The organism is Pseudomonas atacamensis, from assembly GCF_017167965.1.
In the GTDB taxonomy this organism is placed as follows: Bacteria; Pseudomonadota; Gammaproteobacteria; order Pseudomonadales; family Pseudomonadaceae; genus Aquipseudomonas; species Aquipseudomonas atacamensis.
In genome coordinates this window covers 43348-69602 of sequence record NZ_CP070503.1, presented here as the reverse complement: position 1 = coordinate 69602, position 26255 = coordinate 43348, and the positions used below count along the sequence as shown (strand labels likewise).

General features: G+C 61.4%; 24 protein-coding genes. 11 read left to right on the top strand and 13 right to left on the bottom strand.

The annotated features are described in order from the left end of the window. Positions 1 to 6: 6 nt before the first annotated feature. On the top strand, positions 7 to 1797 hold the full coding sequence (locus JWU58_RS00345; protein WP_071173949.1) for an ATP-binding protein: 1791 nt from the start codon (positions 7 to 9) through the stop codon (positions 1795 to 1797). On the opposite strand, the gene JWU58_RS00340 is transcribed toward JWU58_RS00345, so the two are convergent. The 7 genes from JWU58_RS00340 to JWU58_RS00310 all read right to left on the bottom strand — a co-directional run bounded on the left by JWU58_RS00340 (position 1794) and on the right by JWU58_RS00310 (position 9060). Continuing rightward, positions 1794 to 3407 carry an EAL domain-containing protein gene (locus JWU58_RS00340; protein WP_206421308.1) on the bottom strand — a complete coding sequence of 538 codons (1614 nt, stop codon included), beginning with the start codon at positions 3405 to 3407 and terminating at the stop codon, positions 1794 to 1796. The two genes, JWU58_RS00345 and JWU58_RS00340, sit on opposite strands and share 4 nt — an antisense overlap. 75 nt (positions 3408 to 3482) lie before the next feature. Further along, positions 3483 to 4265: an N-acetylmuramoyl-L-alanine amidase gene (locus JWU58_RS00335; RefSeq protein WP_206421307.1), complete on the bottom strand. Its 783-nt coding sequence runs from the start codon at positions 4263 to 4265 to the stop codon at positions 3483 to 3485. Between the two features lie 101 nt (positions 4266 to 4366). Continuing rightward, positions 4367 to 6382 carry a GGDEF domain-containing protein gene (locus JWU58_RS00330; protein WP_206421306.1) on the bottom strand — a complete coding sequence of 672 codons (2016 nt, stop codon included), beginning with the start codon at positions 6380 to 6382 and terminating at the stop codon, positions 4367 to 4369. After that, the gene (locus JWU58_RS00325) at positions 6379 to 7257 is read right to left on the bottom strand and encodes an endonuclease/exonuclease/phosphatase family protein (protein ID WP_016772350.1); all 879 of its coding nucleotides are present in this window, start codon (positions 7255 to 7257) and stop codon (positions 6379 to 6381) included. Before JWU58_RS00325 ends, JWU58_RS00330 begins: the two co-directional genes overlap by 4 nt. 14 nt (positions 7258 to 7271) lie before the next feature. Beyond that, positions 7272 to 7913 (bottom strand): thiol:disulfide interchange protein DsbA/DsbL, encoded by a 642-nt coding sequence (locus JWU58_RS00320; protein ID WP_016772349.1) that lies wholly within the window; start codon positions 7911 to 7913, stop codon positions 7272 to 7274. Positions 7914 to 8112: 199 nt separating this feature from the next. Further along, positions 8113 to 8724 (bottom strand): c-type cytochrome, encoded by a 612-nt coding sequence (locus JWU58_RS00315; RefSeq protein WP_016772348.1) that lies wholly within the window; start codon positions 8722 to 8724, stop codon positions 8113 to 8115. Between the two features lie 30 nt (positions 8725 to 8754). Next, on the bottom strand, positions 8755 to 9060 hold the full coding sequence (locus tag JWU58_RS00310) for a c-type cytochrome (RefSeq protein WP_016772347.1): 306 nt from the start codon (positions 9058 to 9060) through the stop codon (positions 8755 to 8757). A 191-nt stretch (positions 9061 to 9251) separates the two neighbouring features. Here JWU58_RS00310 and yihA point away from each other — a divergent pair, with 191 nt between their 5' ends. Then, complete coding sequence (yihA, locus tag JWU58_RS00305; RefSeq protein ID WP_039757139.1) at positions 9252 to 9896, top strand: ribosome biogenesis GTP-binding protein YihA/YsxC; 645 nt, start codon at positions 9252 to 9254, stop codon at positions 9894 to 9896. 404 nt (positions 9897 to 10300) lie between these two features. Here the strand turns inward: yihA and polA are convergent, their stop codons facing one another. Beyond that, positions 10301 to 13105 carry a DNA polymerase I gene (gene polA / locus JWU58_RS00300; RefSeq protein WP_206421305.1) on the bottom strand — a complete coding sequence of 935 codons (2805 nt, stop codon included), beginning with the start codon at positions 13103 to 13105 and terminating at the stop codon, positions 10301 to 10303. A gap of 74 nt (positions 13106 to 13179) precedes the next feature. On the opposite strand from polA, the gene JWU58_RS00295 reads away from it, so the two are divergent. Both JWU58_RS00295 and JWU58_RS00290 read left to right on the top strand, forming a co-directional pair. Further along, on the top strand, positions 13180 to 13470 hold the full coding sequence (locus tag JWU58_RS00295; RefSeq protein ID WP_024014988.1) for a DUF2782 domain-containing protein: 291 nt from the start codon (positions 13180 to 13182) through the stop codon (positions 13468 to 13470). A gap of 58 nt (positions 13471 to 13528) precedes the next feature. After that, on the top strand, positions 13529 to 14482 hold the full coding sequence (locus JWU58_RS00290) for a homoserine kinase (RefSeq protein WP_110644676.1): 954 nt from the start codon (positions 13529 to 13531) through the stop codon (positions 14480 to 14482). A gap of 128 nt (positions 14483 to 14610) precedes the next feature. Here the strand turns inward: JWU58_RS00290 and JWU58_RS00285 are convergent, their stop codons facing one another. Continuing rightward, entirely contained in the window at positions 14611 to 15531 is a 921-nt protein-coding gene (locus JWU58_RS00285; protein ID WP_081489867.1) for a zinc ABC transporter substrate-binding protein ZnuA, read from the bottom strand. Between the two features lie 66 nt (positions 15532 to 15597). Between JWU58_RS00285 and JWU58_RS00280 the strand changes: the two genes are divergently transcribed. The 4 genes from JWU58_RS00280 to JWU58_RS00265 are packed head-to-tail and all read left to right on the top strand — an operon-like array spanning position 15598 to position 18397. Further along, a complete protein-coding gene (locus JWU58_RS00280) occupies positions 15598 to 16080 on the top strand; it encodes a Fur family transcriptional regulator (protein ID WP_122612889.1) in 483 nt (160 codons plus the stop codon). Beyond that, the gene (gene znuC, locus JWU58_RS00275; RefSeq protein ID WP_024014991.1) at positions 16080 to 16865 is read left to right on the top strand and encodes a zinc ABC transporter ATP-binding protein ZnuC; all 786 of its coding nucleotides are present in this window, start codon (positions 16080 to 16082) and stop codon (positions 16863 to 16865) included. The genes JWU58_RS00280 and znuC overlap by 1 nt, the downstream gene beginning before the upstream one ends. Then, entirely contained in the window at positions 16858 to 17646 is a 789-nt protein-coding gene (gene znuB / locus JWU58_RS00270) for a zinc ABC transporter permease subunit ZnuB (protein WP_016772340.1), read from the top strand. Before znuC ends, znuB begins: the two co-directional genes overlap by 8 nt. Before the next feature lie 37 nt (positions 17647 to 17683). Then, positions 17684 to 18397: a PA5502 family lipoprotein gene (locus tag JWU58_RS00265; protein WP_024014992.1), complete on the top strand. Its 714-nt coding sequence runs from the start codon at positions 17684 to 17686 to the stop codon at positions 18395 to 18397. An 80-nt stretch (positions 18398 to 18477) separates the two neighbouring features. Here JWU58_RS00265 and katE read toward each other — a convergent pair whose 3' ends face one another. Continuing rightward, positions 18478 to 20619 carry a catalase HPII gene (katE, locus tag JWU58_RS00260; protein WP_206421304.1) on the bottom strand — a complete coding sequence of 714 codons (2142 nt, stop codon included), beginning with the start codon at positions 20617 to 20619 and terminating at the stop codon, positions 18478 to 18480. A gap of 264 nt (positions 20620 to 20883) precedes the next feature. On the opposite strand from katE, the gene JWU58_RS00255 reads away from it, so the two are divergent. From JWU58_RS00255 to JWU58_RS00245, 3 genes are all read left to right on the top strand, one after another. Next, positions 20884 to 21891 (top strand): methionine ABC transporter ATP-binding protein, encoded by a 1008-nt coding sequence (locus tag JWU58_RS00255; protein WP_016772338.1) that lies wholly within the window; start codon positions 20884 to 20886, stop codon positions 21889 to 21891. Continuing rightward, positions 21891 to 22565 (top strand): methionine ABC transporter permease, encoded by a 675-nt coding sequence (locus tag JWU58_RS00250; protein ID WP_016772337.1) that lies wholly within the window; start codon positions 21891 to 21893, stop codon positions 22563 to 22565. The genes JWU58_RS00255 and JWU58_RS00250 overlap by 1 nt, the downstream gene beginning before the upstream one ends. Positions 22566 to 22629: 64 nt before the next feature. After that, positions 22630 to 23400 (top strand): MetQ/NlpA family ABC transporter substrate-binding protein, encoded by a 771-nt coding sequence (locus tag JWU58_RS00245; RefSeq protein ID WP_016772336.1) that lies wholly within the window; start codon positions 22630 to 22632, stop codon positions 23398 to 23400. Between the two features lie 253 nt (positions 23401 to 23653). Here the strand turns inward: JWU58_RS00245 and JWU58_RS00240 are convergent, their stop codons facing one another. The 3 genes from JWU58_RS00240 to JWU58_RS00230 are packed head-to-tail and all read right to left on the bottom strand — an operon-like array spanning position 23654 to position 26252. Further along, complete coding sequence (locus JWU58_RS00240; protein WP_076564836.1) at positions 23654 to 24289, bottom strand: SCO family protein; 636 nt, start codon at positions 24287 to 24289, stop codon at positions 23654 to 23656. After that, complete coding sequence (gene cyoE, locus JWU58_RS00235) at positions 24286 to 25185, bottom strand: heme o synthase (RefSeq protein ID WP_122612891.1); 900 nt, start codon at positions 25183 to 25185, stop codon at positions 24286 to 24288. Before cyoE ends, JWU58_RS00240 begins: the two co-directional genes overlap by 4 nt. Further along, complete coding sequence (locus JWU58_RS00230; RefSeq protein ID WP_137214556.1) at positions 25173 to 26252, bottom strand: COX15/CtaA family protein; 1080 nt, start codon at positions 26250 to 26252, stop codon at positions 25173 to 25175. Before JWU58_RS00230 ends, cyoE begins: the two co-directional genes overlap by 13 nt. Positions 26253 to 26255: the final 3 nt, after the last annotated feature.

Genomic DNA, 26255 nt, shown 5'->3' with positions numbered 1-26255 from the left:
TGCGCGATGAAACTGGCGATCAAGCTGCGCACGCGCCTGTTCCTGAGCATTTCTGCGTTGATCACCGTGGCCTTGCTCGGGCTCTTGCTCGGGCTGGTCAGCGTGATGCAGATGGCCGGGTCACAGGAAGCGCTGGTGCGCAGCAACTTCGTCACCCTGGATCTGGGCCTCAAGCTGCGCCAGACCCTCGGTGATCAATTGATCATCATGCTCGCCGAAAAACCCGATCCCGTTGCGTTCGAAGCGTCCAAACAGCACTACTTCGAGTTGCTCGACCAAGGCATCGCCCAGCAGCCGGAGGGCGATGACCAGCCTTACGGTTTCCGCCAGGCCAAGGCCGACTACCTGAACTTCCTCGCCTCATTCGACGTGACCGCCGAAGCGGCGAAGAACGCGAGTACCAGCGCGGATTTCCGCGAGCGCTTCAACATTCTGCGTAATGGCCTGATTGCTGAGCACAAACACGCACTGGAAACCATCAATGCCGTCCAGCACGCTGCCCGCGAACGGGCCTTGCTGATTGCCGGGCTGCTTGGCCTGGTCGGGCTGGCGGTGCTGATCATCGGTTTTGTCACCGCCCAGGGCATCGCCCGACGTTTCGGCGCACCGATCGAAGCGCTGGCCAAGGCTGCCGACAACATCGGCCAGGGCAACTATGACGTGACCCTGCCGATTTCCACGGCCATGGAAGTCAACCTGCTGTCGCGACGCTTCGGCCTGATGGCCGAGGCGTTGCGCGAACACCAGGCGATGAATGTCGACGAACTGTTGGCCGGTCAGCAGCGCTTGCAAGCGGTGCTCGACAGTATCGACGACGGTTTGTTGATGATTGACCGCCAGGGTCAGCTCGAACACCTCAACCCGGTGGCTCAGCGCCAGTTGGGCTGGGAAGACGATCGACTGGGCCAAGGCTTGGGCACCGCACTTGGGCGCCCGGAGCTGGATGCGCAACTGCAATTGGTCCTGCGCGGCGGCACGCTGGAGCGTGCGCCGGAAGATCTGAGTATCGAAGTCGATGGCGAATCGCGCCTGCTGACCTACAGCCTGACGCCGGTCAGTCATACCCAGGGGCATATTCTCGGCGCGGTGATGGTGCTGCACGACGTCACCGAGCAACGCGCGTTCGAGCGCGTGCGCAGTGAGTTTGTCTTGCGCGCTTCCCATGAACTGCGCACGCCGGTCACAGGCATGCACATGGCCTTCGGGCTGTTTCGCGAGCGGGCGAAATTCCCGGCTGAATCGCGCGAAGCCGACCTGCTGGATACGGTCAACGAAGAAATGCAGCGGCTGATGCAATTGATCAACGACTTGCTGAATTTCTCGCGCTACCAGAACGGTCTACAGAAACTCACCTTGGCGCCATGTTCCATTGAGGACCTGCTGGAGCAGGCGCAACTGCGCTTTGCCGACGTGGCTGCGGCCAAAGGTGTGGCGCTGAACGTCGAGATTCAAGGCCCGCTGCCGAGGTTGCAGGCTGATCAGGCGCAACTCGATCGGGTCCTCGACAATCTGATCGACAACGCCTTGCGCCATACCGCCCGCGACGGGCAGATCCGTCTGCAGGCGCGCCGGCATGGCGAGCGGGTCATCATCAGCGTCGAAGACAATGGTGAAGGCATCGCCTACGGCCAGCAGGGGCGGATTTTCGAGCCGTTCGTGCAGGTCGGGCGCAAGAAGGGCGGTGCCGGGCTTGGCCTGGCGCTGTGCAAGGAAATCGTCCAGTTGCACGGCGGGCGCATGGGCGTTTATTCGCGGCCGGGGCAGGGCACCCAGTTCTACATGGCGCTGGCGGTTTAGGCTTCATCGTCCATACGCCGTCCGGCCAGGCGTCGTCCACGGGTGATCAGTTCAATGAACTGCACGGCGCTCAGTGCGTGAGCGAACAGCCAGCCCTGACCGAACTTGACTCCCTCACTGCTGAGCAGTGCGGCTTGGGATTCCAGCTCGATGCCTTCGGCAATCACTTTCAGATCCAGCGCCTGCGCCATGTGAATGATGTGCGGAGCGACGCCGCTGCTCGCTGCGTCATGGCCGAGCGCATCGATGAACGCCTTATCGATCTTCAGGCAGTCCACCGGCAAGGTCTGCAGATAGGCGAGGCTGCAATAGCCGGTGCCGAAATCATCGATCAGCACCTGATGGCCGACGTCGCGCAAGGCTTGCAGGTTTTCCCGCGCCACCACCACATCAATCAGGCCCCGCTCAGTGACTTCGAAGGCTATCTGCCGCGCGGCGACACGGTGCAGCGCGAGCAGCCGCGCCATGACCTGGCCGATGCGCGGCACCATGACATCGCAGGCTGCGAGGTTCACCGAGATATACAGCTGCGGATTGGCGCGCAGTAACTGACCCAGCTGTTCGAGCAGACGCTGCAAGACGAAGTCGGTCATCTGCCGGATCTGCCCGGTGTTCTCCGCCATGGGAATGAACAGGTCGGGGCTGGTCAGCGTGCCGTCCGGGCGCCGCCAGCGCAGCAGCGCTTCGGCACCGACGCAGTTGCGGCTGTCGAGATCGAAGATCGGCTGATACAGCACCTGCAACTCACCCCGGCGGATCGCCCCGTGCAGCTCGGCATCCAGCGACTGGCGCTGACGCACCAGCAACAAGGTCAGAAAGCCGACAACGGCGCCGGCGATCAGGCACACCGGCAACAGCCACCACCACACCGCCGGGACGTGCATGCCCGTGCGCGGCGTAATCAGCACCAATTGATATTCCGGGTTGTCGGTGGGCATGCGATAGATCAGCCGCGTTTGCGTGACTTGCAGCGCATCAGGGCTCTTCGGTGGCCAGGGTTCGGCCGGTGGCCAGGTCTGTGCGGTGCCGAGCACCGGAATCGCGCGAGTGCCGTGATCGAGTACCACCAGCAGGCTGCTGCCGGACGACAGATCGACCATGTCGGTCAAATGCCCGCGCGAGGTAGCGACACGAAAGTTGCCGCGACCGAGCATCAGCGCCGCGCGGTTTTCATCGGGTTCGGTGGTGGTGTTCAGCCAATAGCTGTAGGTCGGACCCTGAATGTCCGGCGCGCGCACCAAAGACAGTCCTTCCTGGCGTGGACGGTTGGAGCAGAACCGCGAGGCGTCCATGTACGCGGCTTCGTAGACGAAGCGGTAGTTGAAGGTGACTTGCTGCAGAGTCGCGATCATTTCTTCGTCGCAGCCGCGCAAGGGCTGGGCTTCAAGGTCGTCGAGACTTTCGCGCAACTGGCCGAACAATTGTTCGAGGCGCGCGAGGAAACGCTCGCCCTGGGCGTTCATTTCCTGGCTCTCGCGCATTTCCATCTGGCGCATCGCCGCGAACATACCTCCGGCAATCAGCAGGCTGGCGCTGAGGACAGCCGCGATCATCGCCAAAAAAACAGGGCGATAAAACCAGCTACGCAGCGTCTCTCGGGTCGCAGCCATCAGGGATTTTCCGAAGAATTACCATGAGTTATAGCTGCTGATTGCGATTTCGCCCTGACCGTCGGGCGGGCGTCATTATTTTGTCTGATTGAGGACTAAAAGAAGTGCTGCGGTTTGTGCGTCCGGCGTGCCGTCGAAGCGGGCAGGACGGTAGTGCATCTGGAACGCGGCGAGGACATGCCGCGTGGCGACGTCCAGCTCGCCGGTCTGCGGCGTGTCGTAACCCAGACGCGCGAGTTGCGCCTGGAACCAGCCGATCTCCGGCAACGGGTTGCTGTTAAAAATAGCCTGCTGACGCGCCACCGCTTGCTCGTTCGGCCACAGGCCAAGGCCTTCGGCGGCGAGACGTTTCCAGGGGAACAGTGGCCCCGGATCAAGCTTGCGCAACGGCGCGATGTCGCTGTGACCGATGATGTGCCGCGGGCTGATGCCGTTGCGTTTGCTGATGTCCTTGAGCAGGGTGATCAACGATTCGATCTGCGCTTCGCTGTACGGATACCACAGGCGCCCTGTCGAGGTGTCCTTGTAGCCGGGATTGACGATTTCGATGCCGATGGAACTGGAGTTCAGCCAGGTACGGCCCTGCCACTGACTTTCGCCGGCGTGCCAGGCGCGCTGGTTTTCGTCCATCAGCTTGTACACGGTGGCGCTCTTGTCATCGCCAATCAGGTAATGACTGCTGACGTCGCCATGGGTCAGCAATTGCAGCGAGCGCTCCAGCGACGCGGAGGTGTAATGCACCACGACAAACTGGATGCGGCTGTCGTAATTGGCCGAAGGGTGGCTGGTGTCGTAACGCGGGCCGCTGGCGCAACCGGCGAGGACGAACAGCGAGGCAACAAGGGCAAGGAATTTCATGGCAGAGGACGATACGCTGAAAACGATAATGCAACAGTGTAACGTACGGATTTGCTCAGAGTCCGCCAGCGGGCGGATTTAAACAAAATGGAACAATTGCCTTAGCCGAGCTCGACTCGGTTGCGCCCGGCGTTTTTTGCTCGGTAGAGCGCCTGATCGGCTCTTTTCAGCACCAGATCGCTGTGTTCTCCCACTCGGAACGCGGCCAGCCCCATGGAAATGGTGATGGTCACTCGCTCGCCCTTGAAATGAAACGGGCAGGCTTCGATCGCCGCGCGCAGGGTTTCCAGCAGTTTCGCGCCGACCGCTGGTGGCGTCGCGGGCAGCAACAGCACGAACTCTTCACCACCAAACCGGGCGATGAAATCCGAGCCGCGCAGGCGTTTGCGCAATACCGTGGCGATGATCTTCAGCACTTTGTCGCCGGCCAGATGGCCATAGCTGTCGTTGATCCGCTTGAAGTGATCGAGGTCGAGCATGGCCAGGCTGAGGGTGTTGCCGTGCTGCTGCCATTGCTGGATTTCATGCTCAAGGCGTTCGCTCCACGCCGCACGGTTGGGCAGGCCGGTCAACGGATCGATCAGGGCTTTCTGCCGCTGCTCTTCAAGGTGTTCACGGAAGCCCATGGCTTCCTGTTCCATATGCGCCACTCGCTCCGACAGGCTCTTCAATCTGGCAGCGACTTCCTGTTCGCGGGCGTCGCGCTGTTTCTGGTGCTGGTCCATCGTTCCCAGCAGGCCTTCCAGGTGATTCTCCAGCACATGCTTGAGGTCATCGAGGTCGGCTGCTTGCTGGACGCTGCTCTGCAAGCCGTCGACCTGCTCGCGAATCTGCGTGTCCATGGCCCGCGCCGCCGAGCTGTTGTCGGCATGCCCTTCGCTGGCCGCTTGCAGGTTGCTCTGAAACGCTTCGAGGCGTTCGTTGAGCTGTTGCAGATAGGCTTCGAATTCGTGCTGACCGCTGTCGGTAATCGCCAGCATCAAAGTCGCGAGATCGTCGAGGATCGGCAACAGTTCGTACCAGTTCAACCCGTGTTTGAGCCGCTCGCGCATGGCTTCGGCTTGCGGCCGGTGGCGCTCGGGCAGGGTCAGGTCGTCGAGCAGGCCGATCAGCGTGTCTTCGATATGTCGGGCCACGGAGCTGTAGGACGGCTCCGGAGAATCCGGCAGAGCGAAGAGGATGTCGTGTTCCGGCTGCTCCGGGTCGATGGCGGCCAAGGCCTGAGCGATCGGCTCGGGCAAGGGCAGGCTATCGAGAATCAGCGGCGACGGATCGCCGGGGTGGATCAGTTCATCGGGGTTAAACGCCTCGGTTGCTGGCGCAGCGACGGTCATCTCGGTGTCAGGGGCTGGTTCAACCTGCACTGGCTCGGCTTCAACGGCGACCACAGGCGTAGCGAACGCAACGACTTGCGGCTCATCAGGCGGCGTCTGGACAGGCGTTTCGATGACGGTCTCGGGCGCTGCGATCGCTGGCTCCGCGTTGGCCACCGGTGTCGATTGCGCAGGCTCCGGTTCAGGCTGCTGAGCTTCGACCAGCTGCGGCACTGGTGTTGCTGGTATGTCGGCCGCCGGTGCAACGGCTTCTTCACTGTCGCGACTACCAAACAAACGCTGCAACAACCCCGGTCGCCCCGGCTCGACAGGCGTTTCCAACTGACTCAAGGCCTTGCCCTGCAAGCCACTGAGTTCGCTCAACAGCAGCGGCATTTCCCGTGCCTGACCGACGCGGCTGTCCAGTTGCTTGGCGAATTTCTTCAGCGGTTGCGCGACTTCGCGCGGCAGTGGCAGGGCCTGCAACTGGGTGACCAGCGCTGTCAGCGCGGTGCTGACCTGATCAATGCGCGTTTCACGGCGCTGCTCGGAGTCGAGCACGGCCTTTTCCAGACGCGGCAGCAGGGCGGCGAGGCCTGCGTCCATGTCATCGGTACGCACGACTTCGCGCATTTCTTTCATGCACTGATCGACAACCTTGTCGGTGCCCTCGGCCGCCAGCGTGCTGCGCACCAGACCGCGCCGCAGCAGGTCGAGTCGCGCGGCCCAGCGGCGTTCGAGCTTGTCCTGCTGTTCGATGCTCTTGAGGTACTTCTCTTTCCAGCGCTGGGCGTCGTCGCTCATTCACAGGTTCCGCGAGGGGCAGGGCTCAACGCGGGCAATGCGTCGGCCGTGAGCGAACCCGGCAGACGAATTTCCACCGCGACCGGCAGGTGATCGGAAATGGGCTGGGCCAGCACCTCGACCTTTTCCAGAGTCAGGGTCGGGCTGAGCAGGATATGATCGAGGCAACGCTGTGGGCGCCAGCTGGGGAAGGTCGCTTCCACCTGCGGGGCCAGCAGGCCGAGATCGCGTAACGGCGAGTGTTCGAGCAGGTCGCTGGCATGGGTATTCATGTCGCCCATCAGCACCTGATGCTTGAACCCGCTGATCAAATCACGAATGTAGGCCAGTTGCAGGCTGCGCGTCCGCGCGCCGAGGGCCAAATGCATCATCACCACCACCAGTGCCTCCGGACCTTCGCCGAAGCGCAGCAGGATCGCGCCGCGACCTTTCGGGCCGGGCAGCGGGTGATCCTCGATCGCCCACGGCTTCAGGCGACTGAGCACGCCATTGCTGTGCTGGGCCAGTCGACCGAGGTTGCGATTGAGTTGTTGATACCAGTAGGGAAAGGCGCCGAGGTGGGCCAGATGTTCGACCTGATTGACGTAGCCTGAGCGCAGGCTGCCGCCATCGGCTTCCTGCAGGGCGACCAGATCGAAGTCGCCGAGCAGGTCACCGATCTTTTGCAGATTGCCGGAACGCCCGGTGTGCGGCAGCAGATGCTGCCAGCTGCGGGTCAGGTAATGCCGATAGCGCTCGGTGCTGATGCCGACCTGAATGTTAAAGCTGAGCAAGCGCAGACGCTGGTCTGCGGGCAGGCCCGTAGACGCCAGATGATGCTCGTTGACCTGCGGATCATGCAGGCCAACGATGCGTTCGGACTTCCAGCGGCGCATGGCGAATGCCGCGCTTAGTTGGCAGCAGCCTTGTTAGCCGCTCGCTCTTTGGCGACCAGATCGTCAGCCAGCTTCAATGCTTGCTCGGCACCACCGGCAGAGCCGATGTCGAAGCGGTATTTACCATTGACGATCATGGTTGGCACGCCAGTGATTTCGTACTTCTTCGCCAGCTCACGGGCCTTGACGATCTGGCCTTTGATAGCGAACGAGTCGAAAGTGGCGAGGAACTTGTCCTTGTCCACGCCTTGAGTGGCGAGGAAGTCAGCCATGTCGTTCTTGTCGGTGAGCTTCTTGTGCTCTTTCTGGATCGCGTTGAACACGGCGTTGTGTACCTGATGCTCGACACCCATGGCTTCCAGAGTCAGGAACATCTGACCGTGAGCGTCCCATGGGCCGCCGAACATGGCGGGGATGCGCACGAAGTTGACGTCGGACGGCAGTTTTTCAACCCATGGATTGATCACTGGCTCAAAAGCGTAGCAATGCGGGCAGCCATACCAGAACAGCTCGACCACTTCGATTTTGCCAGGCTTTGCCACCGGCACCGGGTTGGCCAGTTCGACGTAAGGGGCGGCAGGGGCTTCAGCGGCCTGGGCGGTGACGCCGAACAGGCTGGCAGCGACGAGGGCGGCGCTGATGATCAGATTACGCATGCTTTACTCCTGAACAATTTGGGTCGCCTCGCTCGACCTGTTGCGACACAGATCCTGGCGGGCATGAGTGCTGTAGTGTAACGGCAGCGGCCACAAAAAAGGGCGGCCAAAGCCACCCTTTTTATACTTGCTGCGAAGGATTAATCGAGCGTTAACGTGGCCGGCGCTGCGCGCCTCGTTCAGCCCTCGATTCAGGGCCTCAGTGCAGGCCCTGGATGTAGCTGGAAACCGCAGCGATGTCTTCGTCGCTCAGCTTGCGTGCGATGGTGCGCATGGTCATCGCGTCGCCGTCGTTGGCGCGACCGCCGTCTTCCTTGCGGAAATCGGTCAGCTGCTTGGCGATGTATTGCGCATGCTGGCCACCCAGATGGGGGAAGCCTGCTGCAGCATTGCCGGAGCCGTTCGGCGAGTGGCAGCCGGTGCAGGCCGGCAGACCTTTTTCCAGGTTGCCGCCACGGAACAGCGCTTCACCGCGAGCGACGATCTTCGGATCGGCGGCGCCGACGCTGCCTTTCTGGCTGGCGAAGTATGCGGCGATGTCGGCCAGATCCTGATCGTTCAGGTTGGTCAGCAGCCCGGTCATTTCCAGCACCACGCGCTTGCCCGACTTGATGTCGTGCAATTGCTTGTCGAGGTAGCGTTCACCTTGACCTGCCAGTTTCGGAAAGTTTGGCGCCATGCTGTTGCCGTCCGGGCCATGGCAGGCTCCGCACACGGCAGCTTTGGCCTGGCCTGCTGCGGCATCGCCGGCAGCATGGGCGACACCTGAAATTCCCACGGTCAACAGCAGACTCACGATCAATTTGTTCATCAGCTAATCCAACTACGGCTAAGGGTTAAGTTATGGACCGGGCTTACTCTCGCTCATCCACAGGATGATGGCCTGGTAATCCTCGGCACTGCAGTCCATGCACAAACCACGCGGCGGCATCGCCTTGAAACCCTGGGTCACGTGTTGCACCAGCGTCCCCATACCTTTCGCCAACCTCGGCGTCCAAGCTTCCTGATCGCCTCTTGCGGGCGCCATGGGTAGTTGGCCGGAATGACAGGCACCACAAACACGGTTGTACACAGCTTCCGGATCCTGTGTAGCCTGTGCGCTGTAAAGCGGCATCAAGACTCCGGCAGCCAGCAGCCATTTCGTCATAAAACGACCTTTTCAGGGTTGAGAGCGTTCTGCGTTCTAATGCGCAATCAAAGTCTGTCGCTCTCGTGAACTTCATCCTTCGCTGGGACAAAGCACACACAAAATCTGCGGCATTATATACTGGCGTCACTGAAACGGAAGCGACACCGCGTTCCGCGCCCAATCCCGGCGCCGCCCACATCGGAAATCCCATGCAACTCAAGAATCCCATCCTCGGCCTGTGCCAACAGTCCACGTTCATGCTCAGTGCCGCCAAAGTCGATCAATGCCCTGACGACGAAGGCTTCGAAGTGGCGTTTGCCGGTCGTTCCAACGCTGGCAAATCCAGCGCGCTGAACACCCTGACCCACGCCAGCCTGGCGCGCACCTCGAAAACTCCGGGTCGCACACAGCTGTTGAACTTCTTCAAGCTAGACGATGATCGCCGTCTGGTCGACCTGCCGGGCTACGGTTATGCAAAAGTACCGATCCCGCTCAAGCAACACTGGCAGCGCCACCTCGAGGCTTACCTCGGTGGTCGGGAGAGTTTGAAAGGTCTGATCCTGATGATGGACATCCGCCATCCGATGACCGACTTCGACCTGCTGATGCTCGACTGGGCCGTCGCCGCCGGCATGCCGATGCACATCCTGCTGACCAAAGCCGACAAACTCACCTACGGCGCAGCCAAGAACACCCTGCTGAAAGTACAGTCGGAAATCCGCAAAGGCTGGGGCGACTCGATCACCATCCAGTTGTTCTCCGCACCAAAACGCATGGGCCTGGAAGAGGCCTACACTGTACTGGCCGACTGGATGGAACTGGCAGACAAAGGCGCCGAGGCGGCAGCCGAGTAAGACAATTTCAAAACTGACTGTGGTGCTGTCAGGCAAGGCGAAAGCACCGCTAAAAAGCGGAGTTTAGGGTACCTAAATGAGCATTTTTAGCGGTGCTTTTAACGCAGCATGACGGCATCACAGCCAGTTTTGGGGCAAAAAAAGCCCCGGACTTCATTGGGGAGGGAGAAGTTCCGGGGTTCAAGTTCCGAACCGCTAGGGCGGGGTTCAGATATCTGCCAACACTTAACACAACATAGGAGCATCGAAGGGCTTCACCAGCCATTCAGTACCTCTGAGTGTTCGATCGACAGATTAGTTCAGATTTTTTTCAAAAAGCTTTGGAATAGCCTCAAGCGTCTTTCGATCTAAGCCGGATTCCCGGCAGTTGCCGCGACGGTAGGTCGCGGCAACTCTGGCAATACTCAGTGCGCCTCATCCCAGTTGTTGCCCACGCCAACTTCCACTAGCAGCGGCACATCCAGTTTCGCCGCTTCGCTCATGTGCGTACGAATTTCGGCGCTGACCTGCTCGACCAGATCCTCGCGAACCTCCAGCACCAGTTCGTCGTGCACTTGCAGGATGACCCGCGCGTCCAGACCCGACGTCGCCAGCCAGTTATCCACAGCCACCATGGCTTTCTTGATGATGTCCGCTGCCGTGCCCTGCATCGGCGCGTTGATCGCCGTGCGTTCTGCCGCAGCGCGTTCCTGCGGCTTGTTCGAGTTGATCTCCGGCAAGTACAGGCGACGGCCGAAGAAAGTTTCGACGTAACCCTGATCCGCCGCTTGCGCGCGGGTACGCTCCATGTATTCGCGCACGCCTGGATAACGGGCGAAGTAGGTGTCGATGTAAGCCTTGGCGGTCTTGGTGTCGACGCCGATATCCTTGCCGAGCTTCTGCGCGCCCATGCCGTAGATCAGACCGAAGTTGATCGCCTTGGCGCTGCGACGCTGGTCGGAGGTCACTTGATCAAGCTCGACCTTGAATACTTCGGCAGCGGTTGCAGTGTGCACGTCGAGATTGTTGCGGAAGGCGTTCATCAGGCCTTCGTCACGGGACAGGTGCGCCATGATCCGCAGTTCGATCTGCGAATAGTCCGCCGCCAGCAGTTTGTAGCCTTTGGGCGCGACGAACGCCTGACGAATGCGTCGGCCTTCGGCAGTGCGCACCGGAATGTTCTGCAGGTTCGGATCACTGGAGGAGAGGCGCCCGGTCGAAGCCACAGCCTGGTGATACGAGGTGTGGATGCGCCCGGTGCGCGGGTTGATCTGCTCCGGCAGGCGATCGGTGTAGGTGCTTTTCAACTTGCTCATCGAGCGGTGCTCCATCAGCACCTTCGGCAAGCGGTGATCGTCTTCGGCGAGTTTCGCCAACACTTCTTCAGCGGTGGACGGCTGGCCCTTGGCGGTTTTCTTCAGCACCGGCAGGCCGAGCTTTTCATAAAGAATCACGCCCAGCTGCTTCGGCGAGCCGAGGTTGAATTCTTCCCCGGCGATTTCGAAGGCTTCACGCTCCAGCGCGACCATTTTGTTGCCCAGCTCAATGCTCTGAATGCCCAGCAACTCGGCATCGACAAACGCACCCTGGCGTTCGATGCGCGCCAGCACTGGCACCAGCGGGATCTCAATGTCGGTCAGCACGCTGGCCAGGCTCGGAATCGCGCTGAGCTTGTCGAACAGGGCCTGATGCAGGCGCAGGGTGATGTCGGCGTCTTCAGCGGCGTACGGCCCGGCCTGTTCCAGGGCGATCTGGTCGAAGGTCAGCTGCTTGGCACCTTTGCCGGCGATGTCCTGGAAGCTCACCGTGGTGTGGTCGAGGTATTTCTGCGCGAGGCTGTCCATGTCATGGCGGGTTGCGGTGGAGTTGAGTACGTAGGACTCAAGCATGGTGTCGAAGGCGATGCCGCGCACGCTGATGCCTTCACTCTGATCGCCGCCAATGGCGCAGTTGGCCAGAATGTTCATGTCGAACTTGGCGTGCTGGCCGACCTTGAGTTTGTTCGGGTCTTCCAGAATCGGCTTGAGTGCGCGCAGCACGGTGTCGCGATCCAGCTGCTCCGGCACGCCGATGTAGGAATGGGTCAGCGGGATGTACGCGGCTTCGTTGGCCTGTACGGCGAACGACAGGCCAACCAGTTGCGCCTGCTGCGCGTCGATGCCAGTGGTTTCGGTGTCGAAGGCGATCAGTTTGGCGTTGCGCAGTTTTTCCAGCCAGACGTCGAAGCGGGCCTGATCGAGGATGGTTTCGTACGCGGCCTCGGCAGGGGCAGCAGGTGCCTCGGCTTGCGGGGCGCTGAACAGATCGCCCGCCGGCGCAGGTTCGGCCGCCGCGCTCAGTTCCAGACGCTTGGCATCGCGATCCAGATCATTGAGCCAGCTCTTGAATTCCAGCAGGGTGTACAGCTCGTAGAGTTTGGCCGGATCCTCCTGGCCCATCTGCAGATCCTCGAGACCGATATCCAGCGGCACATCGACCTTGATGGTCGCCAGTTGATAGGACAGGAAAGCCATCTCCCGGTGCTCTTCGAGCTTGGCCGGCAAGGTTTTTGCGCCACGGATCGGCAGGGTCGGCACGATGTCGAGGTTGGCGTACAGCTCGGTCAGACCGCCGTTGACGCCAACCAGCAGGCCGGACGCCGTCTTCGGGCCGATGCCCGGCACGCCCGGGATGTTGTCGGACGAATCGCCCATCAGCGCCAGATAATCGATGATCTGCTCCGGTGCGACGCCAAATTTCTCCTTAACGCCCTCCACATCCATCGAGCTACCGGACATGGTGTTGACCAAGGTAATGTGGCCATCGACCAGTTGCGCCATGTCCTTGTCACCGGTGGAGATGATCACCGGGCGATCCGCCGCTGCGCTACTGCGGGCGAGGGTGCCGATCACGTCGTCGGCCTCGACGCCGTCGACGCACAGGAGCGGGAAGCCGAGGGCGATCACGCTCTGGTGCAGCGGCTCGATCTGCACGCGCATGTCATCGGGCATGCTTGGCCGGTTGGCCTTGTATTCGGCGTACATCTCATCGCGAAATGTTCCGCCCTTGGCGTCGAACACCACGGCGAAGGGGCTGTCCGGGTACTGTTTGCGCAGACTCTTGAGCATGTTCAGCACGCCTTTGACCGCACCGGTCGGCAGGCCTTTGGACGTGGTCAGTGGCGGCAGTGCATGAAAGGCGCGGTACAGGTAAGACGAACCGTCCACCAGGACGAGGGGGGCTTGGCTCATGAGCAGGATCAACCTTTTCGGCGGGTCCGGGGCTAGAATAGCGGGACCGTTGACGACAAAGGGACAAGGTTATCATGCGTACGTTAAATCGCTTGCTGCTGGTCGGGTTGATCGCTGTCTCACCACTGGCCGCGATGGCGGCGGATGATGCGCCGGGCGGCGACCCCGAGGTCACTATCCGCACGGAGGGGGACAAAACCATTCAGGAGTACAGCCGGAATGGCTTCGTCTATGCGATCAAGGTCACGCCCAAGAAGGGCAAACCGTATTTCCTGGTGCGCGCCGATGGTTCGGACGCCAATTACATCAGATCCGACCAGCCGGATATGCTGATTCCGTCGTGGGAAATCTTTACCTGGAAGTAAGCTTCCCGATTTTTAATCGGCGTCGCCTGACTGCGGCGCCAAAACTGAGCAGTTTTCAATGTCTGTGTTCACTCCCCTGGCTCGGCCCGAGCTGGAAACCTTTCTCGCCCCTTACGGGCTCGGCCGCCTGCTTGATTTCCAGGGGATCGCCGCCGGCAGCGAAAACACCAATTTCTTCATCAGTCTGGAGCAGGGCGAGTTTGTCCTGACCCTGGTCGAGCGCGGCCCGGTGCAGGAGATGCCGTTCTTCATCGACCTGCTCGACGTGCTGCACGAAGCCGAACTGCCGGTGCCTTACGCCCTGCGCACCACCGACGGCTTGGCCCTGCGTGAGCTCAAAGGCAAACCGGCGCTGCTGCAACCGCGCCTGTCCGGCAAGCACATCAAAGTCGCTAACGCCCAGCACTGCGCCCAGGTCGGCGAGTTACAGGCGCATCTGCACCTGGCGACCCAAGGCGAGCGCATGATCAAGCGCAAGACCGATCGTGGTCTGGACTGGATGCTGGAGGAGGGCACTGAATTTCTCTCGCACCTGAGCGATGAGCCGCGTGCCTTGCTGCAAAAGGCGCTGGATGAGATCACCGAGCGCAAAGACAAGATCCTTGCACTGCCTCGGGCGAACATTCACGCCGACCTGTTCCGCGACAACGCCATGTTCGAAGGCACCCACCTGACCGGGCTGATCGACTTCTACAACGCCTGCTCGGGGCCGATGCTGTACGACGTGGCAATTGCCTTGAATGATTGGTGTTCTGACGAGGAGGGCGTGATCGATGGCCCGCGTGCGCGTGCGTTTCTCGGTGCCTATGCGGCGCTGCGCCCGTTCACGGCGGCGGAGGCTGAGCTCTGGCCAACGATGTTGCGTGTGGCCTGTGTGCGGTTCTGGCTGTCACGCTTGATCGCCGCCGAGCAGTTCGCCGGGCAGGATGTGTTGATTCACGATCCGCAGGAATTCGAGCAGCGGTTGGCGCAGCGGCAGAAGGTCAATACACCGTTGCCCTTTGCCCTGTGAATCGATTCTGAAAGACAACCCGAACCTGTGGGAGCGAGCTTGCTCGCGAATGCGTCGGCACATTCAGCATATCCGTTGACTGGCCCACCGCTTTCGCGAGCAAGCTCGCTCCCACAGGGTTTTGCGGATTACAACGATTCCAGGCATCCGGCCAGATCATTGCCGAGTTTTTCCAGCACCTGCTCATATCCCTGAGCGGTCGCCGGCGTATAACCACCCAGCGCATCCAGCTCGGCGAGTTTCACCGGCAAACCGGCCACCAGCGTTTCCGCCAGGCGCGGACGCAATGGCGGCTCGCTGAACACACAGGTCTTGCCTACTTCTTGCAAACGCTTGCGCATCGCCGCGACATGCTGGGCGCCGGGCTGTACTTCGGCGGCCACTGCGAACACGCCCGCGTGCTTCAGGCCGTAAGCGTCTTCGAAATAATCAAAGGCCTCGTGAAAGACGAAGTACGGCTTGCCTTCGACATTGGCCAAGCGCTTCTTCAAACGCTGATCCAGCGCATCCAGACGTGCATCGAAGGCTTTGGCATTGCTCTGATAACGCTGGGCATTGGCCGGGTCGGCGGCGCTGAGGTCGGCAGCCATTTTGTCGGCGATCACCCGCGCATTGACCGGTGACAGCCACAAATGTGCATCCAGCGAGCCGGGGCGATGATCGTGATCATGCTCGTCGGCTTCTTCGGCATGGGAATGGTTGTCCGCGCCGAAATGCCTCAGCTTCAGGCCTGGCAGATCCTGCACCGCGACGCTCGGCAGGCTGCGACCGCCGAGTACGCGCGGCAGGAAACCTTCCATGTCCGGGCCGATCCAGTAGAGCAGATCGACCGACTGCACCTTCCGTACGTCGGATGGGCGCAGGGCGTAATTGTGCGGCGAGGCACCCGGCGGCAGCAGGACCTCGGGAATCGCCACGCCGTCCTGCACGGCAGCGGCAATCAACTGCAACGGTTTGATGCTGGTGAGCACTTTGACCTCGGCCTGAGCCGTACCGATCAGCAGAAAACTGGCAACAAAAGCCACAAAAACAGAAAAAAGTCGGGACACGATGACCACTCAAGGAAGCGAGAACGGGTAACATAATAACGTCTCCAGCAAATCTCGTCGCCGCTCATGCCTATTACCCCGATTGCCAGCCGTCCCCACGACCACTCCCATTGCGTGCACAGCGCTCTGTCCGAGGCCGATACCTTGTGCGCGCAGAAAGGGTTGCGTCTGACCGCCCTGCGCCGCCGTGTGCTGGAACTGGTCTGGCAGAGCCACAAGCCACTGGGTGCCTACGACATCCTTGCGGTGCTCAGCGAGCAGGATGGCCGCCGCGCCGCGCCGCCTACGGTGTACCGCGCACTGGATTTCCTGCTGGAAAACGGCCTGGTCCATCGCATCTCGTCGCTCAACGCCTTCGTTGGCTGCGTGCATCCTGAACACGCGCATCAGGGCCAGTTCCTGATCTGCCGCGAGTGCCACGCCGCGATCGAACTTGAACAAAAAGTAATCAGCGACGCGATCATCAACAGCGCCAAGGACGTCGGTTTCATCGTCGAAGCGCAGACCGTCGAAGTGGTTGGTCTGTGCGCCGGTTGCCAGGGGGCCTGATGAGCAATGCGCTGATCCGTCTGGAACAGGTCGCCGTCACGTTTGCCGGGCAGACCGTGCTGGACAACATCGAGCTGAGCGTCGAGCCGGGGCAGATCGTCACCCTGATCGGCCCCAACGGTGCCGGCAAGACCACGCTGGTACGCGCCGTGCTCGGGCTGTTGAAGCCAAACAGCGGCAGCGTCTGGCGCAAACCGAAACTGCGCGTCGGCTACATGCCGCAGAAGCTGCATGTCGACCCGACCCTGCCGCTGTCAGTGCTGCGCTTCCTGCGCCTGGTGCCTGGCGTCGATCGTTCGCGTGCCTTGGCCGCGTTGAAGGAAGTCGGCGCTGAACACGTAATCGACAGCCCGGTGCAGAGCGTTTCCGGCGGCGAAATGCAGCGCGTGCTGCTGGCTCGGGCACTGCTGCGCGAGCCTGAGCTGCTGGTGCTCGATGAGCCGGTGCAGGGCGTTGACGTGGCCGGGCAGGCCGAGCTGTACAGCCTGATCACCCGGCTGCGCGACCGCCACGGTTGCGGCGTGCTGATGGTGTCCCACGATTTGCATCTGGTGATGAGCACCACCGATCAGGTGGTCTGCCTCAACCGTCACGTCTGCTGCTCCGGGCACCCCGAGCAGGTCAGCGGCGATCCGGCATTCGTCGAGCTGTTCGGCAAGAACGCGCCGAGTCTGGCGATCTATCACCACCATCACGACCACGCCCACGACCTGCACGGTTCGGTGGTCAAAGGCCCGCTCGGCGGGCAACCTCATGTTCATGGAGACGGCTGCAAGCATGGCTGATTTTCTTTTGTATGCCCTGCTTGCAGGTCTGGCCCTGGCGCTGGTGGCCGGGCCGCTCGGCTCGTTTGTGGTGTGGCGGCGCATGGCCTATTTCGGCGATACGCTGTCCCACGCTGCGTTGCTTGGCGTGGCGCTGGGCTTTCTGCTGGACGTCAGCCCGACGGTGGCGGTGACGGTCGGTTGCCTGCTGCTGGCGGTGCTCTTGGTGACGCTGCAACAGCGTCAGCCGCTGGCGTCCGACACGCTGTTGGGAATTCTTGCGCCAAGCACGCTCTCTCTCGGCCTGGTGGTACTAAGCTTCATGCATGAAGTGCGGATCGACCTGATGGCCTATCTGTTCGGCGACTTGCTGGCAATCAGTCCGAGCGACCTGGCGTGGATTCTCGGCGGCACTGCGGCGGTGCTGGTGTTGCTGGTGACGCTGTGGCGGCCGCTGCTGGCGGTCACCGTGCACGAAGAATTGGCGCGGGTCGAAGGCCTGCCGGTTGCGGGTTTGCGCTTGGCGCTGATGCTGTTGATCGCGGTGGTGATCGCCGTGGCGATGAAAATCGTCGGGGTGCTGCTGATCACTTCGCTGCTGATCATCCCTGCGGCTGCGGCACAGCGTCACGCCCGTTCGCCGGAGCAGATGGCGCTGGGCGCGAGCCTGCTGGGCATGCTCGCGGTGTGCGGCGGGCTGGCGTTGTCTTGGTTCAAGGACACCCCGGCGGGGCCGTCGATCGTGGTGACGGCAGCCGCGCTGTTTCTGTTGAGTTTTGTTCTGCCCCGTCGTGGGGTGTAGACTTGGCCGCTTTTTGCGCAATTAGAGAGTCGCAGGAATGAAGCCGTTCGCCTCCCGTTATCTGCTCCTTGTCGCATTTTCAGTGCTGCTGGGCGCCTGCCAAAGCACGCCGCCGGTGGCTGAAGTCCCGGATGCGCGGGCTACGGCCATCGCACAGCTGGAGCAAAGCCTGGCCAGCAGCGAACTGGCCACCGCCGAAGACCAGTTGGCCGCGTTGCAGGCCGCAACCCCCAATGATCAATCCCTTGAGCAATACCAGCGGCAGCTGGCCGAGGCGTACCTGCGCCGCAGCCAGATCGTCCTGCAAAAAGGCGATGTCAACGCTGCAGCCACTGCATTGAGCCGTGCTCGCGCCCTGATGCCCAAGGCGCCGGCGCTGACCGGCGGCGTCAACGGCGCGATCACCGAAGCGCGCAAGGCCGAGCTGGAAAAGGCTGAGGCCGCGCTGCTGGCTGCCGAAGCCAGGCCGAAAGCCAAGGTCATCGACCCGACCGCCGAGAGCACCACAGTTGCGTTGAACATCGGTGATATTCACAAGCTGCAACGACAACTCGATGCGATCGCCGCCGATGTGGTGAATTACGAATGCGCCGTCAGCATTCAGGCGCCGCGCACCGCGGATTATCCGTGGCTGGCGACGTTGCTGAGCAAGCGAGTCAAGAAGCTCGATCCTGATTTTGATTTGCAGATCGACAAGCAGATCTTGCGCACAGTGCCGGCGCAGATGGTTTTAAGCCCGCGCAAGCCATAAAAAGATCGCAGCCTCCGGCAGCTCCTACATGGGATTGAGTACATCCTGTAGGAGCTGCCGAAGGCTGCGATCTTTTGCTTTTACGCTGGAATCGCCTTGGCCTTAGGCTCCCGCGCCCAGACCCGATGCTCGCCGATCGCGGCGAAGAACGGCTTGGTCAACGCACCCACATCCGCCCCCTGCAACAGCCCCGCATCCGCATCGAGCTTCAGCAAGTCCTGCAACTGCTTGGCCTCGCCTTGCAGCGCGATCGCCTTCAGGTGCTTGTAGGCCTCCAGCAGATAATGCAGCGCCACGCCGTCACCGCTCAACGCGGTAATCGACGCCGCGCCACCCGGTACGAACACCGCATCGAACGCGATTGAAGGCATACCTTCCATCGACGCATCCACTGGCAACGCCTTGCCGTCAGCGGTCTTGACTGGCGCCGAGGTCGGGCCAAGCAGTTTCGCGTGGGCGCCTTCGGCTTCCAGCGCTTTCTTCATCGCATCGATGGCCGCAGCATCAACGCCGTTGGCAGCAAGGATTGCCACTTTGCGCGTTTTGATATTACCTGGCAGCAGGTTGGCCTGGCTCAGCGCTGGCGATTGCTCCAGCGAGGTCTTGCGCACTTCGACCGTGCCTTTGGCTGGCGCCGGCAAGCCGAGGTTTTCCGCCACGCGTTTGGCCAGGGTCAGGTCGATATTGGCAAGGATCTCGTTCACTTCACGGGCACGGATGAACTCACGCTCGACCTTGCCCAGCTCGAAGCTGTAGGCAGCGATGATGTGCTCTTTCTCGTGGTCGCTCATGCTGTTGAAGAACAAGCGGGCCTGGGAGAAGTGATCGCTGAACGACTCGCTGCGTTGACGGATCTTCGCTGCGTCGATGCGCTCCGGGTAGCTCTCGAAACCACCGTCCTGTGCCGCCGGCGGGGTTTCTTTCGGCCAGCCGCCGTCGATCGAGTTTGGCTCGTAAGAAGCGCGGCCCTTGTCGATGGTGGTGCGGTGCTGTGCGTCACGCTGGCCGTTGTGGAACGGCGCCACCGGACGGTTGATCGGCAGCTCATGGAAGTTCGGCCCACCGAGTCGGCTGATCTGCGTGTCGGTGTAGGAGAACAGACGACCTTGCAGCAGCGGGTCGTTGGAGAAGTCGATGCCTGGCACGATGTGGCCAGGGCAGAAAGCGACCTGCTCGGTTTCGGCGAAGAAGTTGTCCGGGTTGCGGTTCAGGGTCATTTTGCCCAGCGGCGTAATCGGGACGATTTCTTCGGGGATGATCTTGGTCGGGTCGAGAATGTCGAAATCAAAGTCGTGTTCGTTCTCTTCTTCGACGATCTGCACGCCCAGTTCCCATTCCGGGTAATCGCCCATTTCGATCGCTTCCCACAGGTCGCGACGATGGTAGTCGGTGTCTTTACCGGCGAGCTTCTGCGCCTCGTCCCACACCAGCGAGCAGGTGCCGGCGGTAGGGCGCCAGTGGAATTTGACGAAGCGTGATTTGCCCTCGGCGTTGATCAGGCGGAAGGTGTGTACGCCAAAGCCCTGCATGCTGCGCAGGCTTTTCGGGATCGCCCGGTCGGACATCGCCCAGATGACCATGTGCGCCGATTCCGGCACCAGCGAGACGAAGTCCCAGAACGTGTCGTGAGCCGAGCCGCCGGTCGGGATTTCGTTGTGCGGCTCGGGTTTCACCGCGTGGACGAAGTCCGGGAACTTGATCGCGTCCTGAATGAAGAACACCGGCATGTTGTTGCCGACCAGGTCGAAGTTGCCTTCGTCGGTGAAGAATTTCACCGCAAAGCCACGCACGTCACGCACGGTATCGCCGGAACCCCGTGGCCCCTGCACCGTGGAAAAACGCACGAACACTGGGGTCTTCTTGCCCGGATCCTGTAGGAAACCGGCCTTGGTCAGCGCTGCATGGTTCTCGTAGGTCTGAAAGAAACCGTGCGCGCCGGTACCACGCGCATGGACGATGCGCTCCGGAATCCGCTCATGGTCAAAGTGCGTGATTTTTTCACGCATGATGAAATCTTCCAGCAGCGAAGGCCCGCGCGGCCCGGCTTTGAGGGTGTTCTGGTTGTCGGCGATCTTCACGCCCTGATTGGTGCGCAGTGCCTGACCGGTGGCGTCGGAACGGAATTCTTCCAGGCTGTCGAGCTTGGCGTTGGTGTTGGCGCGATCCGGGGTATCGGTCCCGGCCATTTCGCTTTTATCAGGTGCAGGCTTTTTGATGCTCATCAGACGTAAACTCCTCGTTTGGCCCCGGATGCCTTCCGCAGACCCTTGAGTGATTCCCGGGCACGGCACCCAGGGGTTTCAAGTCGCTTAACTAGTGACTGATGAAGCGCTCGGAGCGTTCCTTTTTTATGACCTTTGATCTTGTTATTGCCAAATTGAAGGTTAATTGCGAAATAAATGCTAAGAACCTCTATACGGACAGGCTAAAATGCGCGCCCGGCTAACCGCTGATCCTTTTCCAACGCGCCCCACAAGGTTCGCTACGTGATCGAGTTTCAAAACGTCCACAAGACTTACCGCGTCGCCGGTAAGGATATTCCCGCGCTGCACCCGACCAGTCTCGCCATCGAGAACGGCCAGGTGTTCGGCCTGATTGGCCATTCCGGTGCGGGCAAAAGTACCCTGCTGCGTCTGATCAATCGCCTGGAAGATTCCAGTGGCGGCAAGATCATCGTCGACGGCGAAGAAGTCACCGCACTGGACGCCAACGGCCTGCGCCGTTTCCGCCAGCAGGTCGGGATGATCTTCCAGCACTTCAACCTGCTCGCCTCCAAGACCGTCGCCGACAACGTGGCCCTGCCGCTGACCCTGGCCGGTGAGCTGTCGAGCAGTGAAATCAATCAACGCGTGGCCGAGCTGCTGGCGCGGGTCGGTCTGTCCGACCACGCGAAAAAGTACCCGGCGCAACTGTCCGGCGGTCAGAAGCAGCGCGTCGGCATTGCCCGTGCGCTGGCGACCAAGCCGAAAATTCTGCTGTGCGACGAGGCCACCAGCGCCCTCGACCCGCAGACCACGGCATCGGTCCTGCAACTGCTGGCCGAAATCAACCGCGAACTGAAACTGACCATCGTCCTGATCACCCACGAGATGGACGTGATCCGGCGCGTCTGCGATCAGGTCGCGGTGATGGACGCTGGCGTGATCGTCGAGCAGGGTCCGGTGGCCGATGTGTTCCTGCATCCGCAGCACCCGACCACCAAGCGTTTCGTCCAGGAAAGCGAGCAGATCGACGAGAGCGAGCAGCGTGACGATTTCGCCCACGTGCCGGGGCGTATCGTGCGTCTGACCTTCCAGGGCGAGGCGACCTACGCGCCGTTGCTCGGCACCGTCGCGCGGGAAACCGGCGTTGACTACAGCATCCTCGCCGGTCGCATCGACCGCATCAAAGACATTCCGTACGGGCAACTGACCCTCGCTGTCACCGGTGGCGACATGGAGGCGGCGTTTGCCCGCTTCACCGCCGCTGACGTTCACATGGAGGTGTTGCGCTAATGGCCGACCTGATGAGTTTCTTCGCCAATATCGACTGGTACGAAATCTGGCTGGCCACCGGCGACACCATGCTGATGCTCGGCGGTTCGCTGCTGTTCACCGTGCTGCTCGGCCTGCCGCTGGGCGTGCTGCTGTTTCTCTGCAGCCCGCGTCAGTTGCTGGAGAACCGTGGCCTCTACGCCGTGCTGTCGCTGGTGGTGAACATTTTGCGTTCGCTGCCGTTTATTATTCTGCTGATTGTGATGATCCCGTTCACCGTACTGATCACCGGCACCTCGCTGGGTGTGGCCGGGGCGATCCCGCCGCTGGTGGTTGGTGCTACGCCGTTCTTCGCGCGTCTGGTGGAAACCGCGCTGCGCGAAGTCGATCGCGGCATCATCGAAGCGACCCAGTCGATGGGCGCGACCACGCGGCAGATCATCATGAACGCCTTGCTGCCGGAAGCCCGTCCGGGCATCTTCGCAGCGATTACGGTGACAGCGATTACACTGGTGTCCTACACGGCGATGGCCGGTGTGGTCGGCGCCGGTGGTCTGGGCGACCTGGCGATCCGTTTCGGCTACCAGCGTTTCCAGACTGACGTGATGATCGTCACCGTGGTGCTGCTGTTGATTCTGGTGCAAGTGCTGCAAATGGTTGGCGACCGCCTGGTCGTGCATTTCTCGCGCAAATAAGCGGTTTTTTAATCAAGAGGCGCGGGCCATTCGCTGGCGGGCGCCCTCACAAGGAGTTAGCTGAATGAAAAAACTGATCGCTGCTTTCGCCGCTGTTGCGGCGTTTTCGGCCCACGCCGAGACCCTGACCGTTGCCGCCACCCCGGTGCCGCACGCGGAAATCCTCGAGTTCGTCAAACCGGCCCTGGCCAAGGAAGGCGTGGATCTGAAGGTCAAGGTCTTCACCGACTACATTCAGCCGAACGTACAGGTCGCTGAAAAGCGTCTGGACGCCAACTTCTTCCAGCACCAGCCGTACCTCGATGAGTTCAACAAGGCCAAGGGCACCAGCCTCGTCGCCGTGACCGGCGTGCACCTGGAGCCGCTGGGTGCTTATTCGAGCAAGCTCAAGGATCTGAAGGACCTGCCCGGTGGTGCCAACGTGGTGATCCCGAACGACGCCACCAACGGCGGCCGTGCGCTGTTGCTGCTGGACAAGGCTGGCGTGATCAAGCTCAAGGATTCGAAAAACATCCTGTCGACCGTCAAAGACATCGCCGAGAATCCGAAAGACCTGAAGATCCGTGAACTGGAAGCCGCGACCATCCCGCGCGTGCTGACTCAGGTTGATCTGGCGCTGATCAACACCAACTACGCGCTGGAAGCCAAGCTTGATCCGTCCAAGGATGCGCTGGTGATCGAAGGCAACGACTCGCCGTACGTGAACATCCTCGTGTCCCGCGCGGACAACAAGGACAGCGACGCGATGAAGAAACTGGCTGCTGCGCTGCACAGCCCGGAAGTGAAGCAGTTCATTACCGAGAAGTACAAAGGCGCGGTGTTGCCGGCGTTCTGATTCAGGTTGCTGCAATGAAAAAGGGGACGCCAATCGCGTCCCCTTTTTTGTGTCTGGTGCCTGGCTTGCGACCTGCCTTGAAGCTTCCCCTCACCCCAGCCCTCTCCCGAGGGAGAGGGGGCCGACCTTCAAGCTTTTCGAGCCTGAGATCGACTCACAATTGCAGGTCGGCGCAATTCGAATAAACACCTCGGTCAGTCCCCTCTCCCTCTGGGAGAGGGTTAGGGTGAGGGGCTTTTCAGCTTTTGAACTGTCACTTGCGCTCAAGCATCGCCGGCAACTGCGCCACCAGCTTGGCATTGTTCAACGGCGCGCGAATAAACCCGCGCTGCGTGCCGTCCGGGCCGATCACCGCAAGGTTGCCGCTGTGGTCCACGGTGTAATTCGGCTTGCTGGTATCGGCGGGAATGAACGGAATGCTCACCGCGTTCGCCACCTTCTGCAGCTCCTCGATAGATGAAGGCGTCAGGCCAATGAACTGCGGATCGAAGTAGCCCAGGTACTGTTTCAACTGCTTCGGCGTATCGCGGTTGGGGTCAACGCTGACCAGCACGATCTGCAATTTATCCACAGCCTCTTTCGGCAATTCACTCTTGATCTGCCGCAGTTGCGCCAGGGTGGTCGGGCAGATGTCCGGGCAGAAGGTATAGCCGAAGAACAACAGACTCCACTTGCCTTTCAACTCGTCGATGGCAACTGGTTTGCCGTCCTGATCGGTCATGGTCACGTCCGGCAGGTTGCGGCTCTGCGGCAGCAGGATAATGCCGGCGTCGATCAGCGCAGTCGGATCGCCCTGGCCTTTGCCGTTCAGCACTTTATTCACGGTAAGCCCGAGGATCAGCGCGATCACGGCGACGAGGATGAAGACGGTTTTCTGGGTTCGGGTCATAGGTTCAACAGTAAGTAGTGGTCTACGAGCAGGGCGATGAACAACAGGAACAAGTAATAAATAGAGTACTTGAAGGTGTTGATCGCCGCGTGCGGCCGAGTGCCACGGTACAGCACCACGGCCCATTGCAGAAACCTTGCGCCCAACACCAGCGCACAGACCAGATACAGCGCGCCGCTCATGTGAATCACGTACGGCAGCAGACTCACTGCCAGCAGCGCGAAGGTGTAGAGGAGAATGTGCACTTTGGTGTAGTGCTCGCCATGGGTCACCGGCAGCATCGGAATGTCGGCCTTGGCGTATTCCTCTTTGCGATGAATCGCCAGCGCCCAGAAGTGCGGCGGGGTCCAGGCGAAGATGATCAGCACCAGCAACAGCGGTTCGGCGCTGACATGGCCGGTGGCGGCGGTCCAGCCCAGCAGCGGCGGCGCGGCACCGGCGAGGCCGCCGATGACGATGTTCTGCGGCGTCGCACGCTTGAGAAAACCGGTGTAGACCACCGCATAACCGAGCAGCGAGGCGAGGGTCAGCCAAGCGGTCAGCTGATTGGTGAACGTCAGCAGCAGCGCCTGGCCGAGCAATGCCAGCACCAGGGCGAAGGTCAGCGCCGCCGCAGGTGAAACCCGGCCTTCGGCCAGTGGCCTTTTGTGCGTGCGCGCCATTACCGCATCGATGCGCCGATCGACCACATGATTGACCGCCGCCGCGCCGCCGGCGCACAAGGCAATGCCCAGATTGCCAAACACCAGCACTGTCCACGGCACGCCGGCGCGGGTAGCGAGGAACATGCCGACCAGCGAGGTGATCAGCATCAGCACCACGACTTTCGGCTTGGTCAGCTCCAGATAATCGCGCCACAGCGCTTGCGCTGCACGCTGGCCGATCAGACTCGCCATGGCGTTTCTCCTTTCAATGCGATGGGCGCGACGACAGGTTTGTGCGCACTCAGGCGCCAGCGCGCCAGCACCGGTTGACTCACCCGCAGCAGGCTGGTGCGGGCGTGGTAATTGACCAGTACCAGCGTCAGCAACAGCGCCGCACCGCCAGCATTATGGGCGACGGCCACCGGCAGCGGCAGATGAAACAGCACGTTGCTGATGCCGAGGGTGATCTGCGCCGCAAGGGCGATCAGCAGCAATCCGGCCAATCGGGTCATGCCTACCGCTTTCAACTGCCACGCCAGACCGAGCAGTACGACCGTCACCAGCAAAGCGCCGATGCGGTGTGTCAGATGAATGGCCGTGCGCGCGTCGCTATCGAGTTGTCCGCCGAGATAATTCGGGCCGATGTGCTGGGTCAGGTGAAAGCCATTGGCGAAGTCCGCCTGCGGCAGCCATTGGCCGTGGCAGGTGGGGAAGTCGATGCAGGCCACCGCTGCGTAGTTGGAACTTACCCAGCCGCCCAAGGCGATCTGGCCTATCACCAGCAGCAGCCCCGCCGTCGCCCAGTATTGCAGGCGCTTGGGTACGGTCAGCGCCGGCAGCACGCCGGACAACCTCAGCGTCAGCAGGAACAGCAGACTCAACGTGGCAAAGCCGCCGAGCAAATGCCCGGTGACCACTTGCGGCCAGAGCTTGAGCGTCACCGTCCACATACCGAACGCCGCTTGGGCGATGACCACCGCCAGCAGAAACAGCGGCAGTTTCACCGGCTGGCCCGGATGGCGCCGGTTGGCCCAGGCGCGCCCGGCCAAAACTGAAATCAGCAAGCCGAGGGTGCCGGCGAAGTAGCGGTGGATCATCTCGTTCCAGCCCTTGTGCGCCTCCACTGGCGCGTCAGGGAAATGCAGTTCGGCATGGGCCAGTTGCGCCTCGCTTTTTGGCACGCTGATAAAGCCGTAGCAGCCTGGCCAGTCCGGGCAGCCGAGGCCGGCGTGGGTCAGGCGCGTATAGGCGCCGAGCAGCACGACAATCAGTGCCAGCAGGGTGGCAAACAGCGCGAGGCGAAATCCAGGTTTGGCCATGAC

Excerpts from the sequence above, each read along its gene's own strand:
- JWU58_RS00345 (WP_071173949.1), top strand. The coding sequence starts at position 7 with ATGAAACTGGCGATCAAGCTGCGCACGCGCCTGTTCCTGAGCATTTCT.
- JWU58_RS00340 (WP_206421308.1), bottom strand. The coding sequence starts at position 3,407 with ATGGCTGCGACCCGAGAGACGCTGCGTAGCTGGTTTTATCGCCCTGTT.
- JWU58_RS00335 (WP_206421307.1), bottom strand. The coding sequence starts at position 4,265 with ATGAAATTCCTTGCCCTTGTTGCCTCGCTGTTCGTCCTCGCCGGTTGC.
- JWU58_RS00330 (WP_206421306.1), bottom strand. The coding sequence starts at position 6,382 with ATGAGCGACGACGCCCAGCGCTGGAAAGAGAAGTACCTCAAGAGCATC.
- JWU58_RS00325 (WP_016772350.1), bottom strand. The coding sequence starts at position 7,257 with ATGCGCCGCTGGAAGTCCGAACGCATCGTTGGCCTGCATGATCCGCAG.
- JWU58_RS00320 (WP_016772349.1), bottom strand. The coding sequence starts at position 7,913 with ATGCGTAATCTGATCATCAGCGCCGCCCTCGTCGCTGCCAGCCTGTTC.
- JWU58_RS00315 (WP_016772348.1), bottom strand. The coding sequence starts at position 8,724 with ATGAACAAATTGATCGTGAGTCTGCTGTTGACCGTGGGAATTTCAGGT.
- JWU58_RS00310 (WP_016772347.1), bottom strand. The coding sequence starts at position 9,060 with ATGACGAAATGGCTGCTGGCTGCCGGAGTCTTGATGCCGCTTTACAGC.
- yihA (WP_039757139.1), top strand. The coding sequence starts at position 9,252 with ATGCAACTCAAGAATCCCATCCTCGGCCTGTGCCAACAGTCCACGTTC.
- polA (WP_206421305.1), bottom strand. The coding sequence starts at position 13,105 with ATGAGCCAAGCCCCCCTCGTCCTGGTGGACGGTTCGTCTTACCTGTAC.
- JWU58_RS00295 (WP_024014988.1), top strand. The coding sequence starts at position 13,180 with ATGCGTACGTTAAATCGCTTGCTGCTGGTCGGGTTGATCGCTGTCTCA.
- JWU58_RS00290 (WP_110644676.1), top strand. The coding sequence starts at position 13,529 with ATGTCTGTGTTCACTCCCCTGGCTCGGCCCGAGCTGGAAACCTTTCTC.
- JWU58_RS00280 (WP_122612889.1), top strand. The coding sequence starts at position 15,598 with ATGCCTATTACCCCGATTGCCAGCCGTCCCCACGACCACTCCCATTGC.
- znuC (WP_024014991.1), top strand. The coding sequence starts at position 16,080 with ATGAGCAATGCGCTGATCCGTCTGGAACAGGTCGCCGTCACGTTTGCC.
- znuB (WP_016772340.1), top strand. The coding sequence starts at position 16,858 with ATGGCTGATTTTCTTTTGTATGCCCTGCTTGCAGGTCTGGCCCTGGCG.
- JWU58_RS00265 (WP_024014992.1), top strand. The coding sequence starts at position 17,684 with ATGAAGCCGTTCGCCTCCCGTTATCTGCTCCTTGTCGCATTTTCAGTG.
- katE (WP_206421304.1), bottom strand. The coding sequence starts at position 20,619 with ATGAGCATCAAAAAGCCTGCACCTGATAAAAGCGAAATGGCCGGGACC.
- JWU58_RS00250 (WP_016772337.1), top strand. The coding sequence starts at position 21,891 with ATGGCCGACCTGATGAGTTTCTTCGCCAATATCGACTGGTACGAAATC.
- JWU58_RS00245 (WP_016772336.1), top strand. The coding sequence starts at position 22,630 with ATGAAAAAACTGATCGCTGCTTTCGCCGCTGTTGCGGCGTTTTCGGCC.
- JWU58_RS00240 (WP_076564836.1), bottom strand. The coding sequence starts at position 24,289 with ATGACCCGAACCCAGAAAACCGTCTTCATCCTCGTCGCCGTGATCGCG.
- cyoE (WP_122612891.1), bottom strand. The coding sequence starts at position 25,185 with ATGGCGAGTCTGATCGGCCAGCGTGCAGCGCAAGCGCTGTGGCGCGAT.
- JWU58_RS00230 (WP_137214556.1), bottom strand. The coding sequence starts at position 26,252 with ATGGCCAAACCTGGATTTCGCCTCGCGCTGTTTGCCACCCTGCTGGCA.